This is a genomic window from Aliamphritea spongicola, assembly GCF_017051665.1.
In the GTDB taxonomy this organism is placed as follows: Bacteria; Pseudomonadota; Gammaproteobacteria; order Pseudomonadales; family Balneatricaceae; genus Amphritea; species Amphritea spongicola.
The window spans coordinates 207,921-224,524 of the sequence record NZ_JAFIDL010000003.1 but is presented as its reverse complement, the minus strand read 5'-3'; the positions used below and the strand labels follow the sequence as shown (position 1 = coordinate 224,524).

General features: G+C 51.3%; 20 protein-coding genes and 1 tRNA gene. 7 read left to right on the top strand and 14 right to left on the bottom strand.

The window, feature by feature from the left end; all coding sequences use genetic code 11:
• Positions 1 to 15: 15 nt before the first annotated feature.
• Together JYB63_RS11005 and gstA are read right to left on the bottom strand one after the other, a co-directional pair.
• The gene (locus JYB63_RS11005; RefSeq protein ID WP_205657913.1) at positions 16 to 408 is read right to left on the bottom strand and encodes a nuclear transport factor 2 family protein; all 393 of its coding nucleotides are present in this window, start codon (positions 406 to 408) and stop codon (positions 16 to 18) included.
• Positions 408 to 1,016, bottom strand: a complete 609-nt coding sequence (gene gstA, locus JYB63_RS11000) for a glutathione transferase GstA (protein WP_205657912.1) — start codon at positions 1,014 to 1,016, stop codon at positions 408 to 410. The genes JYB63_RS11005 and gstA overlap by 1 nt, the downstream gene beginning before the upstream one ends.
• 116 nt (positions 1,017 to 1,132) lie before the next feature.
• On the opposite strand from gstA, the gene JYB63_RS10995 reads away from it, so the two are divergent.
• Positions 1,133 to 2,020 carry a LysR substrate-binding domain-containing protein gene (locus JYB63_RS10995; RefSeq protein WP_205657911.1) on the top strand — a complete coding sequence of 296 codons (888 nt, stop codon included), beginning with the start codon at positions 1,133 to 1,135 and terminating at the stop codon, positions 2,018 to 2,020.
• A gap of 743 nt (positions 2,021 to 2,763) precedes the next feature.
• On the opposite strand, the gene JYB63_RS10990 is transcribed toward JYB63_RS10995, so the two are convergent.
• A tRNA-Met gene (locus JYB63_RS10990) sits at positions 2,764 to 2,840 on the bottom strand.
• Positions 2,841 to 3,067: 227 nt separating this feature from the next.
• On the opposite strand from JYB63_RS10990, the gene JYB63_RS10985 reads away from it, so the two are divergent.
• Positions 3,068 to 3,685 (top strand): DsbA family protein, encoded by a 618-nt coding sequence (locus JYB63_RS10985; protein ID WP_205657910.1) that lies wholly within the window; start codon positions 3,068 to 3,070, stop codon positions 3,683 to 3,685.
• 61 nt (positions 3,686 to 3,746) lie between these two features.
• Here the strand turns inward: JYB63_RS10985 and JYB63_RS23515 are convergent, their stop codons facing one another.
• On the bottom strand, positions 3,747 to 4,181 hold the full coding sequence (locus JYB63_RS23515) for a cold-shock protein (protein ID WP_205657909.1): 435 nt from the start codon (positions 4,179 to 4,181) through the stop codon (positions 3,747 to 3,749).
• A gap of 224 nt (positions 4,182 to 4,405) precedes the next feature.
• Between JYB63_RS23515 and JYB63_RS10975 the strand changes: the two genes are divergently transcribed.
• Positions 4,406 to 4,615 carry a SlyX family protein gene (locus tag JYB63_RS10975; RefSeq protein WP_205657908.1) on the top strand — a complete coding sequence of 70 codons (210 nt, stop codon included), beginning with the start codon at positions 4,406 to 4,408 and terminating at the stop codon, positions 4,613 to 4,615.
• A 19-nt stretch (positions 4,616 to 4,634) separates the two neighbouring features.
• Here JYB63_RS10975 and JYB63_RS10970 read toward each other — a convergent pair whose 3' ends face one another.
• From JYB63_RS10970 to mpl, 5 genes are all read right to left on the bottom strand, one after another.
• The gene (locus tag JYB63_RS10970; protein WP_243431935.1) at positions 4,635 to 5,456 is read right to left on the bottom strand and encodes a class I SAM-dependent methyltransferase; all 822 of its coding nucleotides are present in this window, start codon (positions 5,454 to 5,456) and stop codon (positions 4,635 to 4,637) included.
• Positions 5,443 to 6,249, bottom strand: a complete 807-nt coding sequence (locus tag JYB63_RS10965; protein WP_205657907.1) for an undecaprenyl-diphosphate phosphatase — start codon at positions 6,247 to 6,249, stop codon at positions 5,443 to 5,445. Before JYB63_RS10965 ends, JYB63_RS10970 begins: the two co-directional genes overlap by 14 nt.
• A gap of 25 nt (positions 6,250 to 6,274) precedes the next feature.
• Complete coding sequence (gene tsaB / locus JYB63_RS10960; RefSeq protein WP_205657906.1) at positions 6,275 to 6,979, bottom strand: tRNA (adenosine(37)-N6)-threonylcarbamoyltransferase complex dimerization subunit type 1 TsaB; 705 nt, start codon at positions 6,977 to 6,979, stop codon at positions 6,275 to 6,277.
• A gap of 103 nt (positions 6,980 to 7,082) precedes the next feature.
• Positions 7,083 to 7,694, bottom strand: coding sequence for a flavin prenyltransferase UbiX (locus tag JYB63_RS10955; RefSeq protein ID WP_205657905.1), 612 nt, complete (start codon positions 7,692 to 7,694; stop codon positions 7,083 to 7,085).
• A 44-nt stretch (positions 7,695 to 7,738) separates the two neighbouring features.
• Positions 7,739 to 9,127 (bottom strand): UDP-N-acetylmuramate:L-alanyl-gamma-D-glutamyl-meso-diaminopimelate ligase, encoded by a 1,389-nt coding sequence (gene mpl, locus JYB63_RS10950; RefSeq protein ID WP_205657904.1) that lies wholly within the window; start codon positions 9,125 to 9,127, stop codon positions 7,739 to 7,741.
• A 423-nt stretch (positions 9,128 to 9,550) separates the two neighbouring features.
• Between mpl and JYB63_RS10945 the strand changes: the two genes are divergently transcribed.
• Both JYB63_RS10945 and ppa read left to right on the top strand, forming a co-directional pair.
• Positions 9,551 to 10,522 (top strand): class 1 fructose-bisphosphatase, encoded by a 972-nt coding sequence (locus JYB63_RS10945; RefSeq protein WP_205657903.1) that lies wholly within the window; start codon positions 9,551 to 9,553, stop codon positions 10,520 to 10,522.
• Positions 10,523 to 10,696: 174 nt separating this feature from the next.
• Positions 10,697 to 11,230, top strand: a complete 534-nt coding sequence (ppa, locus tag JYB63_RS10940; protein ID WP_205657902.1) for an inorganic diphosphatase — start codon at positions 10,697 to 10,699, stop codon at positions 11,228 to 11,230.
• 88 nt (positions 11,231 to 11,318) lie between these two features.
• Here the strand turns inward: ppa and JYB63_RS10935 are convergent, their stop codons facing one another.
• The 5 genes from JYB63_RS10935 to JYB63_RS10915 all read right to left on the bottom strand — a co-directional run bounded on the left by JYB63_RS10935 (position 11,319) and on the right by JYB63_RS10915 (position 15,778).
• Positions 11,319 to 11,486: a hypothetical protein gene (locus JYB63_RS10935; protein ID WP_205657901.1), complete on the bottom strand. Its 168-nt coding sequence runs from the start codon at positions 11,484 to 11,486 to the stop codon at positions 11,319 to 11,321.
• A 71-nt stretch (positions 11,487 to 11,557) separates the two neighbouring features.
• Positions 11,558 to 12,796 carry a porin gene (locus tag JYB63_RS10930; RefSeq protein ID WP_205657900.1) on the bottom strand — a complete coding sequence of 413 codons (1,239 nt, stop codon included), beginning with the start codon at positions 12,794 to 12,796 and terminating at the stop codon, positions 11,558 to 11,560.
• Between the two features lie 323 nt (positions 12,797 to 13,119).
• A complete protein-coding gene (locus JYB63_RS10925; protein WP_205657899.1) occupies positions 13,120 to 14,436 on the bottom strand; it encodes an aspartate aminotransferase family protein in 1,317 nt (438 codons plus the stop codon).
• 50 nt (positions 14,437 to 14,486) lie between these two features.
• Positions 14,487 to 15,146, bottom strand: a complete 660-nt coding sequence (locus tag JYB63_RS10920) for a GntR family transcriptional regulator (protein ID WP_205657898.1) — start codon at positions 15,144 to 15,146, stop codon at positions 14,487 to 14,489.
• A gap of 275 nt (positions 15,147 to 15,421) precedes the next feature.
• Entirely contained in the window at positions 15,422 to 15,778 is a 357-nt protein-coding gene (locus JYB63_RS10915; protein WP_205657897.1) for a helix-turn-helix domain-containing protein, read from the bottom strand.
• A 96-nt stretch (positions 15,779 to 15,874) separates the two neighbouring features.
• On the opposite strand from JYB63_RS10915, the gene JYB63_RS10910 reads away from it, so the two are divergent.
• Positions 15,875 to 16,045, top strand: a complete 171-nt coding sequence (locus tag JYB63_RS10910) for a hypothetical protein (protein ID WP_205657896.1) — start codon at positions 15,875 to 15,877, stop codon at positions 16,043 to 16,045.
• A gap of 43 nt (positions 16,046 to 16,088) precedes the next feature.
• On the top strand, positions 16,089 to 16,592 hold the full coding sequence (locus JYB63_RS10905) for a hypothetical protein (protein ID WP_205657895.1): 504 nt from the start codon (positions 16,089 to 16,091) through the stop codon (positions 16,590 to 16,592).
• Positions 16,593 to 16,604: the final 12 nt, after the last annotated feature.

Sequence of the window (16,604 nt, the reverse complement as noted above, 5' to 3'; positions counted from 1 at the left end):
CAATCTTTACTCCGCTCAAACTGTATCTGTCTGAGATACATAGGAAAAAACTTTACTCATAATCTGCCAGCCATGCTGGTCACGGGTGATCGTGAGAAAATCCAGATACTCCCGTCCCATCATGGTCATGGATGCTTTAACAAAGGCCATCCGCTCACCGCCAAACTCGACAGACATAATCCGTTCACAGCGGCTATCGCCCCGGCTGGCCGGTGGAATCCGCTTCTCCACCGCTGAGAAATATTCAGCCAGTGACTTATTCATATAGTCACCCTCTGTCATATTCACGTAACGGGCATCCGGATGAAACACGCCGGCCAGCACAGCGGTATCCGCCTGATAGAGCCCTTCAAAATAACGGGCCAGCAGATCACTGATATCAGCCAGGGCAACGTCTTTCGCACCCATCAGCTCAGCCCCTCAGCCTGCAGTGCAGCCTGAACAGCCGGTCGCTTTGCAATCCGTGCGGTAAACTCTGCCACCCGGGGCCAGTTCTGCAGATCAATCCCCACAAAATTCGCCCAGTTACTCACTACAAACAGATAGGCATCAGCCACGGAAAAACTCCCGCCCTGCAGATACTCCCTGCCGTCAGATAACACCTCATTCAGATAGCTGAATTTCACATCCAGGCTTTTACGGGCATTGTCCTTATCTGCCTCCGTTGCTCCCCCTGAGAAGAACGGACCAAAGGCTTTATGCAGTTCAGAACCGATATAGTTAAGAAACTCCTGCACCCTTACCCGTTCGAAGGTTCCGGGGGCGGGGATCAGTTGCCCGGGCGCAAACCGGTCAGCGATAAACTGCAACACAACAGCCCCTTCTGTCAGCACATCCCCTGAAGCAAGCTGCAATGCCGGCACATAGCCCTTGGGGTTCACCTCCCGGTAATCATGATCAGACGCGGTGCGGCCACGATCGGTATCGACCGCCTCAAGTTCAAAATCAGCACCGGCCTCACGCAAAATAATATGTGACGCCAGTGAACAGGCGCCGGGTTTATAAAACAGTTTCATGGCTTGTCCTCTTTCATTGCTTAATCAACGGAAACAAGCGTACAGCGACAGACAAACTATAAATAATATTGTTTTTTCAATATCATGATTCAAAAAACAGATCAGGCTTTATCGGTGTGACCTACGAACAACTATTGGTTTTGCATGCAATTGTCAGTGAAGGCACTTTCAGAGGCGCAGCCGAACGGCTGCATAAATCCCAGTCAGCAGTGAGCCATATGCTGAAAAAGCTGGAAGACGATATAGGCTTTCTGCTGTTATCCCGGGAGGCTTACCGCCCAAAACTGACGGCTAAAGGCGAAGTGTTTTACCGCCAGGCAACCCGGGCACTGGAACAAATGCAGCAACTGCGAACCACGGCCCGGAATCTTAACGCCAAACATGAAGCCTCGGTCTCACTGGCCGTCACTGCTACCTATCCGCTGACGCCGGTGCTGAATGTCATCAGCCAGGTTAAAAAACAATATCCGACAACAGACATCAATCTTTCCCGGGAAACCATGGCCGGCCCACTGGAGCGGTTACTGGAACAACAGGCGGATATCATCATCGCGACGATGGACGGGGTGCCGGCAGATCAGGTCGAAGCCATTCCGTTTGCCAGCATCACCATTACGCCGGTCGCGCATCCTGACCATGAAGCAGCGCAACACCCCCGGCTGAAAACCATTCAGGAAATGCAAAGTCATACCCAGATCATCGTGGCAGACAGCAGCTCCGGCAATACCAGACAAAGCAGAGACCTGCTCCCCGGCGGGCTGCGCTGGACGGTATCAGACTTCGCCGCGAAAAAAGAAATTCTGCTCGCCAATCAGGGCTGGGGCGGCATCCCTACTCATATGATTGAAGAAGAATTATCCAGCGGAAAACTTGTCCCCCTCAATGTTGAAGGCTACCCTCCTCGCCATTCGCAGCTTTTCCAGATCCGCCGGCGTGATGCAGATACAGGTATCGTCGCTCAGGCCATCTGGCAACAACTTGCAGAACTGCAAACGGAGCACTGAAAGCACCGGTATGCCAGCTTCCTAACAGATTCATAACACGATTCTTGAATACACTAACGACCTTCGCCCGGGGTTATAAAGAGCGAGCCCGACGAGCTACCAAATACGCCCCCTAAATTTTGGGCAAAAAAAAGCCAACCTTTCGGTTAGCCTTCTCTTTCGTTGAGTGGTAGCGGGGGCCAGAGTTGTACTGACGACCTTCGCCCGGGGTTATAAAGAGCGAGCCCGACGAGCTACCAACCTAGTTTGAAAATAAATCTCAAATTTCAGACATAAAAAAAGCCTATCTATAAAGATAAGCCTCTCTTTACGTTGGTAGCGGGGGCCAGAGTTGAACTGACGACCTTCGCCCGGGGTTATAAAGAGCTGAGCCCGACGAGCTACCAGCCTAGTTTGAAAATAAATCTCAAATTTCAGGCATAAAAAAAGCTTATCTTTACAGATAAGCCTCTCTTTACGTTGGTAGCGGGGCCAGAGTTGAACTGACGACCTTCGTCCGGGGTTATAAAGAGCGAGCCCGACGAGCTAGCAGGCTGCTATAACAATCACCTACCCCGAAAACGAAAAAAGCCAACCTTTCGGTTAGCCTATTCTGTTTTTTACGTTGGTAGCAGGGGCCAGAGTTGCACTGACGACCTTCGCCCGGGGTTATAAAGAGCGAGCCCGACGAGCTGTTCTTAAAAATACAGACCCCAGAAACGAAAAAAGCCAACCTTTCGGTTAGCCTATTCAATATTTTACGTTGGTAGCGGGGGCCAGATTTGAACTGACGACCTTCGGGTTATGAGCCCGACGAGCTACCAGGCTGCTCCACCCCGCATCAACGTGGGACGCATAGTAAGGAGTCGGTGGTGTAAATGCAAGAAAAACTTAATAAATTTAAAGTTACCTGATCATTTCAGCTTTTACCTCTCTGGCACACAAAAGCCCTCTTTTTTTGTACAGTGTCAGGAACAATGGCCGATACGCTATGCTGAGATTAGAAAAACTGATCAGTGCGAACCCCGGTTCGCCTTAAAAACCGTTTAAGGTTTCAGGACTTACTTTATGGCTCTTATTTACGTCATGGATCCAATGTGCAGCTGGTGCTGGGCATTTCAGCATCCTTTGCAACAACTGACCGAACGCCTCAACCCGGATATTCAGGTACTGTGTTACATGGGCGGCCTGGCCCCTGATAACGATCAACCAATGGATCCGGAACTGCGACAGGCTATTCAGTATACCTGGCAACAAATCGAAGCCCGCACGGGCACACAGTTCAATCATGATTTCTGGACACAGTGCCAGCCAAGAAGGTCAACCTACCCTGCCTGCCGGGCGGTTATCAGTGCTGAAAGTATGCAGTCGGGAGCCGGAATGAAAATGATCCGGGCGATTCAGGAAGCCTACTACCTGCAGGCAAGAAATCCCTCAGATATTGATACCCTGACTGAGCTTGCCGCTGAAACCGGTTTAGATAAGGAAACATTTGCAGCAACCCTGCAAAGCACTGAAACAGAACAGACATTACAGTCTGATCTGCGCTTCAGCCATTCCATCGGAGTGCAGGGTTTTCCTTTTCTGGCTTACCAGACTGAAGCCGGTATAGAGCCGCTGGCAGTAGGTTACTGTTCAGAAGAGCAACTGCTGACCCGGGCAGAAAAGCTGGGCATTATCAGCTAAATGCCAAATGGCAGACACAAAAAAGGGAGTGACCGGCACTCCCTTTTTTTTGGCTTAAAACTTAGCTGCGGACAATTGAAACATCCTCTGCCTGCAGTCCCTTATCACTCTCGCGCACATTAAAGCGCACATTCTGTCCCTCAGACAAAGAACGGTGGCCACGACCACGAATATTACGAAAATGTACAAACACATCATCGCCATTTTCACGGGTGATAAAACCGAAGCCTTTAGATACGTTAAACCACTTAACTGTACCCAGTTCACGATCATCATCTTCAGATGCGTAATCGTCATCAGCCATATCCGTCTGGCCAGAAGCAGGTTTGCTGAACGCACCCGCGGCAACACAACTCACTACTACAATACCGAAAATTAACACCATATCCATTACTGGCAACTCGCCTTCGCCGGATAATCCGCCTATCACAGCCAGGATTCCCACTGTTGCAAGTGCACTGACAACAACACTAACTATCAGTTGATTAACACTCATTCTGGATCTCTTATCATTATTAAAAGTTAAATTTATAAAATCTGCAGATGTAGAACTTGTAACTCTGCACAATTTATATACCTATTTTGATAAAACTATTCAACACCTTAGGTATACTTAAGCCGTAATTACTGACATCTGAGCAGGTTTGCACTCTTTTACCTGCCTGATTATGATGTCGCCGCAATTCTCTTCAGCTAACACCTATCACGGAAATATTCCTAATGTCAGAAACAGACCGCATAGCCGACCTTGAAGCCCGCCTGGCATTTCAGGAAGATGCTCTGGATAAAATGAGCGATGTTATCGCTAAACAGTCACAGGAAATCGACCGTATGAATGTACTGCTGAAACACATTCATTCACAGGTCAAACTGATTGGTCAGGACGCCATCAGCGCCCCTGATGCAGATGTACCGCCACCGCATTATTAATGCCGTGGCATAAGCAGTATCAGCCCAGTTTCTTTAACGCGTAAACGTCATACCGGCTGGACTTACCCAGCAACTGGAAACTCGGCGTAATACCTTCGAGACTGGGCCCGGAAATTTCCGGTGCCTTACGGGAACGCTTCACCACCACCCGGTACTCCGCGCAGTCCAGCGCAGCCCGCAGTAATGCCTCTGCATCCGGGTCTTCGCCTACCACATCCCGGAAAACAGCCATTTCTTTCTTAACCTGTGCGGTCTTGTCCGTATGGGGAAACATGGGATCCACATAGACAACATCCGGCCGCTGAGTATCCGCTACACGGGCCAGCCATTCGATGCTGTCGGCATGTTCCAGACGCATACGCTCAGCGATGTCTGCCGTTTCAGAATCTTCCTGTGCTATCTTCAGGCCGCTTTCCAGCAGGCAGTGAATCACTGGCGAGCGTTCCACCATCTCTACTTCACACCCTAAAGTGGCCAACACAAAACTGTCACGGCCCAGCCCTGCGGTTACGTCCGCCACCGACGGCCGGATACTGCCCTTAATGCCAACGGCCTTGGCAATCATCTGGCCTTTACCACCACCAAATTTCCGTCGGTGAGCAACGGCACCGGTGACAAAATCCGCCATCACAGGACCCGGAGCTTTTTTGCCGGTAACCTGCAGATGCACGCCTTTCGGCCCGCACAGTATCAACTGCGGATATTCACAAAACTTAAGGTTGTATTTTTTCAGGCAAGGCAGGCCCAGACGCTCAGCCAATGCTTCTGCATCCGGCTGCCAGTAAGGATCTGTTGCCGCAACCGCCAACTCCAGTTCAGCTAATCCGTCAGGCCGTAGCAAAATACACCGCCAGCAGGGTTACACCCAGCAACATCCGGTAAATAACAAACGGCCCCATACCGATCCGGTCGAGCCACTTCAGGAACAGGTGGATACAGGACAGCGCACTGATCGCCGCCAGTACAGTGCCGGCTAAAATCATTTCCCACTGATCTGCAGTCCCCGTTTCCATCAGATCCATGCCTTTAAAAACACCGGCCCCTAAGATCACCGGAATGGACAGCAGAAATGAAAAACGGGCCGCGGACTGCCGGTCGAATCCCAGCATCAGCCCGGTGGTCATGGTAATACCGGAACGGGAGGTGCCCGGAATCAGTGCCACCGCCTGAGAAAAACCGATATACAGCGCATCTTTCAGGGAAATCTCCGTCAGTTGGCGTTGCTCGGTACGGTTACGGTCCGCCCACCAGAGCAACCCGCCAAAAATCAGAGTAGTGCCGGCAATCACCAGAATGCTGCGGCCATAGGTATCCACCAGACTGCTCAGCATCAGCCCGGCAAAGACCGCAGGCAGGGTGGCCAGAATCACCAGCCAGGCCAGTTTGCCGTCAGCCCCGGCACTCTTTCCGGTGCAGGTCACCAGCCAGGCTTTGAGCATGCTCCAGATGTCTTTACGGAAGTAGAACATTACCGCCGCCAGGGAACCGATATGAACCCCTACATCAAACGCCAGCCCCTGATCTTCCCAGTTGAGTAACTGCGAAGGCAAAATAAGGTGTGCTGAGCTGGAAACCGGCAGGAATTCTGTAAGTCCCTGAATCAATGCCAGCGAAATAATTTGTAACCAATCCATGAATGTTCCTGAGTATCAGTGAGCGTTACTGCTCTGACTTTTTCTTCTGCTGATCAATCTTTTTCCAGGTGACTTCATCACGCAGATACACCGGATGTGCTTCCTCAGGGGCGATCCCCTTCCCTGCAGTAAAGTCAGCAGCAGCCAACTGAACCATGCAACCGGCCGTCGGATAAATATCCTGCAACGGGTTGTTAATTGCCTGCTGTACGTCTGCCTGCATATCCGCCAGATAACTCCAGCCCTTACCGGCGGCACACCAGTCACCACTGCCCGGCAGTGTCAGCGCCTGCGGTGGGCAGACCATTTCGTCACCCAGCCCGACCAGCACATCATTTTCCAGCTGATAGGCACGCCAGTAAATTTCGTTCATCCGTGCGTCCAGCGCCGCAATCACCTGGCTGACGCCCTGAGTCTGAGTGGTTTTAAGTGCAATTGCCGCCAGTGTGGAGACCGGCAACACCGGCAGTTCAGCCGCAAACGCCAGCCCCTGTGCTGCACCGGTGGCAATACGGATACCGGCAAATGATCCCGGCCCCCGGCCAAATGCGATTGCATCCAGCTGTGCGACACTGATACCGGCTTCTGTCAGAATCTCTTCCACCATTGGCAATAACTGTTTGGTATGTTGCCGGGGAATGATACGGAAATCTTCCAGCAACTCACCGTTATAACTCAGCGCAACCGAACAGGCGTCTGTGGAAGTATCCAGGGCTAAAATGTTGGCCATTTCTCGATCCAAAGGTGGGAAAACAAAGGCCGCTATTCTACTGTCGGGCGGAACAAAATGCACCCGGCACAGCAAGAATAACAGTCATGGAAAGCATGCTTGCTTATTCACCCCAGCGGGGCAGAAGATCCTGTTCAATGTGCAGCTGATTAAGAATCCGGGCGACCACAAAATCCACCATGTCTTCCACAGTCTGAGGCTTGTTATAAAACCCAGGGCTGGCCGGAATTACCACACAACCCATGCGGGTCAGTTTGAGCATATGCTCAAGATGAATTTCAGAATACGGCGCTTCACGGGGCACTAAGATCAGTTGTCGACGCTCTTTCAGCGCCACATCCGCTGCCCGTTCAATCAGGTTATTACTGGCGCCAGTGGCAATGGCGGATAAAGCACCGGTGCTGCAGGGGCAGACCACCATTTTTGCTGGCGCGCCGGAACCGGATGCAACTGAGGCCATCCACTGCTGCTTACCGAATACCTGTATCTGACCGACTTTTGCGTTAAAACGCTGCTGCAGATACTCCGCCTGTGCCTGAGTACCGCCTGGTAACTGTTCATCGGTTTCTGTGGCAATCACGACCTGAGCAGCCTGGGAAATCATCACCATCACCTGACAGTTCGCCTGGACCAGACACTCAAGCAGGCGCAAACCGTACTGCGCACCGGAGGCGCCGGTAATTGCCAGTGTTATAGCTTCACGATAAGCCGACATGATTCTTCCTGCTCTTCATATTAAAATCATAACCCCGGAACAACTCAGCCAGCCTGTTCCTCAAGCGTTTCCACCAGCCGGGTGTGAATGCCACCAAAGCCGCCATTACTCATAATTACAATATGGCTGCCGGGTTCTGCATTTACCAGCTGCTCGATGATGCTGTCAGTCGTGCCGGCCAGATGCGCGGTTACCGGGCTGGCCTCCACAACATCCTGCAGTGACCAGTCCAGCCCTTCCGGCTGATACCAGAATACTTCATCCGCAAGCCTGGCAGACTCTGCCAGTTTAGCTCTGTGGCTGCCTAAACGCATGGTATTTGAACGTGGCTCAATCACTGCGATTACTTTTTCATCACCGACCTGAGCCCGGATGCCCTGCAGAGTGGTTTCGATGGCCGTCGGATGGTGAGCAAAGTCGTCGTACACCCGTACACCGTTGATATCAGCCAGTAATTCCATTCGGCGTTTTACACCGGAAAAAGCACACAGTGCCTCGATACCATGCCCGGTCTGTACGCCTACGTGCCGAGCAGCTACCAGTGCCATCAAACCGTTATTCACACTGTGCTTTCCGGTCATATTCCAGCGTACGGTGCCCTGCAGCTCGCCGTTATACAGTACTTCAAAAGCTGAACCGTCCGCTTCCAGCAAGCGTGCCTGCCAGTGTTCGCCATCCTGGGTAAAGCTCACATCACTGTCGGTCACTGCAGTCTGAACCTGCTGTGTCCAGCATCCCTGTTCAATAACTTCCGCCAGGGCTGGCTGATCCGCCGGCATAATCACCTGGCCGTTTTCCGGGACTATCCTGACCACATGGTGGAATTGCCGCTGGATCGCTGCAAGATCAGGGAAAATATCCGCGTGATCAAATTCCAGGTTATTCAGCACCAGCGTCCGCGGGCGGTAATGGACAAACTTGGAGCGTTTATCAAAAAACGCCGTGTCATATTCATCGGCTTCAATGACAAAAAACGGGCTGCCGCCCAGCCGGGCCGAACAGGCAAAGTTTTGCGGAATACCACCGATCAGGAAGCCCGGCTGCATATCTGCATATTCCAGTAACCAGGCCAGCATGGTCGCTGTGGTTGTTTTGCCATGGGTGCCGGCCACCGCCAGTACCCATTTATCCTGTAATACATGTTCACATAACCATTGCGGACCGGAGGTATAGCGCATGCCTTTATTCAGCATGGCTTCCACACAGGGATTCCCACGGGTCATGGCATTGCCGACAATGATGATATCCGGCTGCGGTTCGAGCTGCGCAGGATCATAACCTTCTATCAGTTCAATCCCCTGCTCTTCCAGCTGGGTACTCATCGGCGGATAGACATTGGCATCTGAGCCAGTCACCCGGTACCCCAATTCTTTTGCCAGTACAGCCAGGCTTCCCATGAAGGTTCCGCAGATACCTAAAATATGAACGTGCACAGGGCTTTGCTCCTTGATTTGTGAACACAGTAGCGGTGACAACAACGAAAACCTGCCATTATCGACCGTCACTTCAGTAAAAACTGGCCCATCATACCAGCACAGAGAGGGAGTTTTTCAGATAATTTTATGCGGCTTATTCGTGCGGATTGATGGCCGGTATAAAGCAAACTGGAAAGATTCCCAGCCAGGTGAGGAAATTCAACATATAATTTAGCTTATTTACGTCGAATTCTGTGTAATTCCACCCGGATTAGCGTAGAATTCGCACAATTTTTTTAAACCCGAGAACGTTGCGGGACGTCATGGGGCACGGCTGAGGGACTGCCAGGTTTTAAACCGGTTAATGACCTTACCGCCTGACGCGGCTATTACACATTGTTCTCAACTCATACCAATCCAAACCCGAAGGTTTAAGCACCCATGCTACTGCTTAGTCAGTTTCTGAAACACCAAAACACACCCGATGATCTGGTTGAACTTACCGACACCCTGATGGTTGCCTGTAAGGAAATCGCAATTCAGCTGCGCGAAGGCGCACTGGCGGGTATTCTGGGTACCTCTGAAGAAGTTAACGTTCAGGGCGAAACCCAGAAAAAACTCGATATCATCTCTAACGATATCCTCAAAGCAGTGCTGCTGGATAACCCTCTGGTAGCGGGTGTTGCTTCTGAAGAAGAAGAAGAGCCGGTTGCCGGTAACCCGAACGGTAAATACCTGGTCACGTTTGATCCGCTGGATGGTTCATCCAACATTGATATCAACGTTTCCGTGGGCACTATTTTCTCCATTCTGGAATGCCCTGAAGGTATGAGTGGCGGTGATGAAGCAGCGTTTCTGCAGGCAGGCCGCAAGCAGGTTGCTTCCGGTTATGTACTGTATGGCACCTGCGCAGTACTGACCCTGACAACCGGTAACGGTGTGAACATGTTCACCCTGAGCCACACCGGTGACTTTATCCTGACCCGTGAAAACGTCCAGATTCCGGAACAGACTCAGGAATTCGCCATCAACATGTCTAACCAGCGTTTCTGGGAACCGGCTATGCAGAACTATGTTTCTGATCTGCTGCTGGGTGAAGAAGGCCCGCTGGGCAAGCGTTACAACATGCGCTGGGTTGCTTCCATGGTTGCTGAAGTTCACCGGGTACTGACCCGTGGCGGTATCTTTATGTACCCGTGGGACAAACGTGCACCGGAAAAACCGGGCAAACTGCGCCTGATGTATGAAGGCAACCCGATGAGCTGGCTGATCGAACAGGCCGGCGGTCGCAGCACAACCTGTTACAAAGATATCCTTGATGTTGAGCCGGATAAGATCCACCAGCGTGTTGCTGTGGCGCTTGGCTCCAAACAGGAAGTCACTACTATGATGGCTTACCACGGCGAAAAATAATCGCTGCTGCCCAGGCTGTTGTCTGAAACCAAGCATTTCAGCCAGCAGCCGACATTAAGTCGAATATAACTCCGAAACCGGATATGTGTATAATCCGGGCCAGACGATTTAACCCGAACACCCTGCCAGATATTTAAGCCGGCAGTGTTTTCTAAATATTAAGGAAGGCTAACAATGAGCTTTGAAAAAGTCCCTGCTGGTAACGACCTGCCAAATGACATCAACGTAATCATCGAAATTCCGGCTGAAAGCTCACCGGTTAAATACGAAATCGACAAAGATTCTGATGCGATTTTCGTTGACCGTTTCATGGCTGCTCCTATGTTCTACCCGGCTAACTACGGCTACATCAACAACACCCTGGCTGACGACGGCGATGCGCTGGACGTACTGGTTGTTACGCCGTATCCGGTAGTACCGGGTTCTGTTATCCGCTGCCGCCCTGTTGGCGTACTGAACATGACTGACGAAGCTGGCGAAGATGCTAAGCTGGTTGCAGTACCGCACGACAAGCTGAGCAAGGCTTACAAAGATGTTCAGGACATCGAAGACCTGCCACAGCTGCAACGTGACCGTATCAAGCACTTCTTCGAGAACTACAAAGGTCTGGAAGAAGGTAAGTGGGTTAAAGTTGAAGGCTGGGACAACGCTGATGCAGCGAAAGCCGCTATCATCGAAGCTCAGAAAGCTTACGAAGCAAGCAAGTAAGCATTCAGACCTACCTGTAAAAACACCCGCTTATGCGGGTGTTTTTGTATCTGCCAGTTTTACCTGCCGGCATTTCCTGCCTGCTCACTCAGGGTTCTTCTTTTTCTGCTTTACCACTGCGTAGCTCCCCGGCTTCACCGGTGAACAGCCCCGGCCCAGCCGGCGACTCGGTATTGGCATGATAGGTAAAAGGTTTCGCTGAACAGGCACTCAGCATCACGCTCAGCCCCACAATGACCATTAACCTTAACCACATAGTTTCTTCTCCGGTATACAAAGCCCGGCTGCTTAGCAGCCACAGCCAGGCTTTTGGTGCTTCGCTACAGGTTAGAACTTAACCCGGGCGCCCAGGATAATGGCATCGATATCATCGACATTGCCTGCGGCACGGTCTAACTGATAATTGCGGTATCCCAGATAGCCTTCGGTGGACCACTTATCAAAGTTCTGCACCAGCTGCAGACCATAGTTTTCACCTTCATCGCCCTGGGCAGCAAGGTCATCATTCTGACTGTAATCCACCGATACTGCGGTCATACCGTGGGAAAACAGTTGCATCTGATAACCCACTTTACCGTAGTAAAAGGCAGGCTTATCACCGCTCTTAACATCCCGTTCACCGGCTGCCAGTGTGAAGTTCAGGCCGTTATCCAGCAGCAATGACACTGAGCCGTTCACCTGACTGTCCACCGTGGTGGAATCCGGTTCAGAATAGGCAACAGCGGCCGCCAGTTTGGCCCCCTCCAGTTCGCCGGCATAGCGGACCGCGGTATCCCAGGTTTCGCCATCAATCACACTGGCGGAAACCGTAAAGTTACCGAATGTCGGCGTATCGTAACGGATCCGGTCTCCGCGGCCCTGACCATCAAAGTTGGAAAACACATTGCCCACCTCGGTGCTGCTCAGGGTACCGTCACTGTTCCGGAACAGGATCGCACCGGCAATGTCAGCGGTGCTGGAATATCCCACCAGATCCGTGCCGGAAAGGTCTACTTCAGAAGTACCGTCAGAGGCACTGGAACCCTGCCCCAGCCACAACTTACCGTAACGTTTGCTGTCAAAATACACTTCAAGCCGGCGCTGGTTAATGCCGTTACCGTTACTGATATCAGTGGTCTCATTATTCTGGTTCACGGCAAAGCTGGAGTTAGATACAAATTCCGCTTCAATGGCAGAACCCACGGTCAGATCATCCGAAACATCCGCCTCACCAATGACCCGCAGGCGGGTTGAAGATGAATCGTTATCAACGTTGTAAGTTTCACTCTCCCGGCCGTCATCGGCGTACAGCAAACCACGGTTCACATGACCGGAAACGGTCACCCGCACGTTCTCATTCCCGGACAGAATGCCCTGACCTGAGGACGCCGCCTCAGCCTTCGCTTCAGCAGCTTCAGCTTTCTGTGTCGCCACCGTTGCCTGCTGCTCTAACTGATCCAGTCGTTCGGTCAGTGCCTGAATCTGTGCCCGCAGGGCATCTGTTTCGGCACTGGCCTGTGCACCGGCACTCAACAGCGCCATACTGGCCGTCACTGCAAGCGGTAATAATTGTTTTTGTAATCCCATAGGAAAGCTCCCGTGTCTGAAGAAACACCGGCAAGTGGCAGTTCGTTCTGCTGGTTTATTCAGAGGTAACAAACCTGTCAGCACGTCCCTCCACCGCCGGCAGCGGTTAAATAACTCAAAGGGGTACTGGGTAAGTGAGCTAAAAAGCAGCGAAGTTCTTGAAAAATCGTTAATTTGGACGTAAAGACATATCAATTGGACGAACGGACAGGAAATCAGCCAATCAACAGAAAAATGGACAGTTTTCTTAACCGGAATACCGGGCATAAAAAAAGCGCATCTGAACAGACGCGCTTTACTCAATAAACAATTATCGGGATCGCTTACGCTTTAGCGGCAATCTTATCGAGACTTTCTTTCAGGGCCTGATCCAGAATTTCAATCGCCCGGTCGATCTCTGCTTCAGTCACCGTCAGGGGCGGTGCGATTCGCCATACTGAACCCCGTTCTTTTCTGCGGCGGATATTCATACTCAGCCCCAGCTCAAAACAACGCTTCGTAGTGATTTCTCCGAGCTCATGATAAGCCTCTTTGGTTTGTCGGTCTTTCACTAGCTCAACCCCCAGCAGCAGACCCAGACCACGGATATCGCCGATTTCTTCGTACTTATCCATCAGCCCCTGCAACCGGCCACGCAGGTAGTTACCCACAGTATGTGCCCGCTCCACCAGATTGTCCTCAACGATGGTGCGCAGCACTGCCAGACCGGCAGCGGCCGGCAAAGGATCAGAGACATGGCTGGTGTAATACGTAAAACCACGCTCATGAATGGTTTGCTCAATGGCCTCCGTGGTGATGGTGGCCGCAAACGGTAAACCGCCGCCCAAACTCTTCGAGACACTCATGATGTCCGGAGTAATGCCAAAATGGCTGGCACCGAATTTTTCACCGATACGGCCAAATGCGGTCTGGGCTTCATCAAAGATCAGCAACATGCCACGTTCATCAGCGGCCTTGCGCAAGCCTTCCATGTAGCACTGAGGCGGCACGATCACACCGCCGGCACTGATAATGGGCTCAACAATGATCGCCGCCGGCGCACCGGCGCTGTGCATGTCAAACATCTTAAAGCCCAGCTCCAGCGCAGCCATGGCAGATTCATCGTCCGTGGCACCGGGAATATGTGGCCGGTAACTGTAGGGTTCAGGAATGGCGAACACGCCGGGAATGGTCGGGCCGTAACCGCGCCGGTCACTGGCGTAGGAAACACTGGATGCTGCGCCGGTTACCCCGTGCCAGGAGCCACCGATGGCAACGACTTCAAACCCACCGGTATATAACTTGGCCATGCGCAATGCGGCTTCATTACTCTCGGAGCCGGTGTTAATGAACAGGGATTTCTTCAGATCACCGGGTAACCAGTCTTCAGCCAGCGTCTTACCCAGTTCAGCAACCACATCCGGGATCATCCCGCTGAACATATGGTAAGCACGTTCACCGCACTGGCGCACCGCTTCAATGATTGCCGGATGATTATGGCCAATGGTGGCGCACATTTGTCCGGAGGTGAAATCCAGAATTTCACGGCCGGAATCATCACGCACGGTACAGCCGGACGCATGGGTGAATATATTTTCGAAGCTGTCACCGCCGTAACGGACCAGGTATTCCTTGGCTGCAGCGCGCAGTTCCTGAGTCATTGCTTAATCTCCTGAAGAGTAAGGATCTGACTGCAGAAACCGTCCGACAGTCAGAAGTCTAAAATGCCATCCTCACCGATCCGGCTGAGAATAGTTTCCAGCGAGTGATCCAGGTGCTCACTGACAGTTGCCAGAAACCCTGCTTCGTCCCGCGCATATAACAGTTCAATCATTCGCCGGTGCTCTGCAACGGCTTCATCGATCCGTTCCCCGATATTCCACATGAAATAACGGGGAAAGCTGTTCCATAAATTTCGTACCGCAGCCACCAGATATTCATTGCGGCTGGCGGCAAAAATCAGCAGATGGAATTCTTCATCGACTTTCACCAGTTCTTCAAACCGCCCGGCTTTGGCATACACAGCCATACGCTCAGCCAGTAAGTGCAACTCATCCACTTCTGCTTCAGTAATATGTTCAAAGGCCAGCTTTGACGTCTGCGTTTCGATGATCTTACGGGCGGTGTAAATTTGCTTAATCCGCTCCACATCCATCGTGGCAACACGCGCGCCGCGGTGCTGCTCATAATTCACCAGTCCGGCGGCTGTCAGCTCACTGAATGCTTCCCTTACCGGCGTACTGCTCAGTCCTAAATCCGCCGCAACGTCGTTCTGTCTTAAAGCCTGCCCAGGCTCATAGCGACCGATACGTATTGCGTGCCGCAACTCTTCGGTTGCTAACTGACGCTTGGTTTGAAAGCTTACTTTCATAGTTTTATCCGGGTGATTTTATGCACTTTACATATTATATATAATATATACAAACAGATTTTACACTGCCGGTTTATCTCCTATTAAGGAAAACCGACAGCCCAGCTATTCAGCGCTATAACCGACTGAGAAGCAATGGGAAAAATCAAAAATTCAGGACAATTCACTCAACATGAATTATTTGCATCTGAATAACTGAATACAGAAATTTCAGGCGCAGACAATTCCCGGCGAATGCCCTGAAAGCATTCACCGTTCGGTAAACTGTCTTTACATCAGTCTGTATCAGAATCTGAAGAAGGCACTGCAGATGTTTCTGACATAACCGTAGTTACCCGAACAACTGCGTCTTTCTGCTGCCCGTTCAGAGTACGATATGTATCCAGAAGGAGACTCTCATCCTGGCTTAACACCTGTTCAGACACCGTGTTCATACGCTTGCCTGTGAGAATGTACTGAACGTCTGCCCCTTCAGCAGCAACCGCTGCAAGGTAGCCAGCATCCGGCAAACGGCTGCCTTTTTCGTAGTTTGACTGCGCATTTCTGGCTACACCGCCGAAGCCGGCAAACACTGCCTGGCTCATTTTAAGACGGCGTCGCTCTTCCTTAAGTCGTGCCCCGATTATATCCATATGAATGCTTTTATATTGACCAGCACTCGAATGAGTGCAATATTATACCAGTAACTAACCGTTACTCACTCTTACTTTCAGGGAGTAATTATAGCCATGGACACAGGCAAAACCACCGAAAAAAATATCCGTATTCAAACCTTACTGGCACCGTCTGTTTATCGCCGCCTGCAGCGGTTGCGTCATCGGGAAGACCGTTCAGAATCCAAGATGGCTGCAATCCTGATCGAAGAAGCGCTCAGAGCACGCCAGACAAAAACTGAGTAAACTGACATCACAGTTAATTGATTTATGCAGGCAGGGACGCCTTATGAATACCAAACTCTCCGGTTATTATCTTAACCGGCCAGACACCTATCAGGTTATCCGCGGGGATTCTGATGACTGGTGCCATCTGCACACTGACAGCGCGTATCTTGAACAGCTTTGTCAGACTTCTTTCATCACTCGCACCTACAATGCTTCACAGCCAGGTTTAGTCAGGGCACTGGAGTTACTCTTAACTAAGCTCACTGTTCTCTTGCATCACAGCCAGAGCCTGGAAGCCTATCTGCAGGGCACTCCACTGCCTTTACTCCCGGGCTCAGCAAATGAAGCAAAAATTATATTAATCAGTGACAGCTACTTTTCGAAACTGTTGGAAGCTGTAGCCTTACTGAAAAAGTTACTGCAACACATCTGTCAGTCTGACAGCCTGTTACCGTCAACAGTCAGCCAGTGTATTGCCCGCAATTACACTTCGTATATCAGACAGTGCTTAACCCCGGAGCAGGAAGATTTTCAGCAGCTTTCTGAGGTGGCGGTCATCCACTAAAAAACCCGGCCA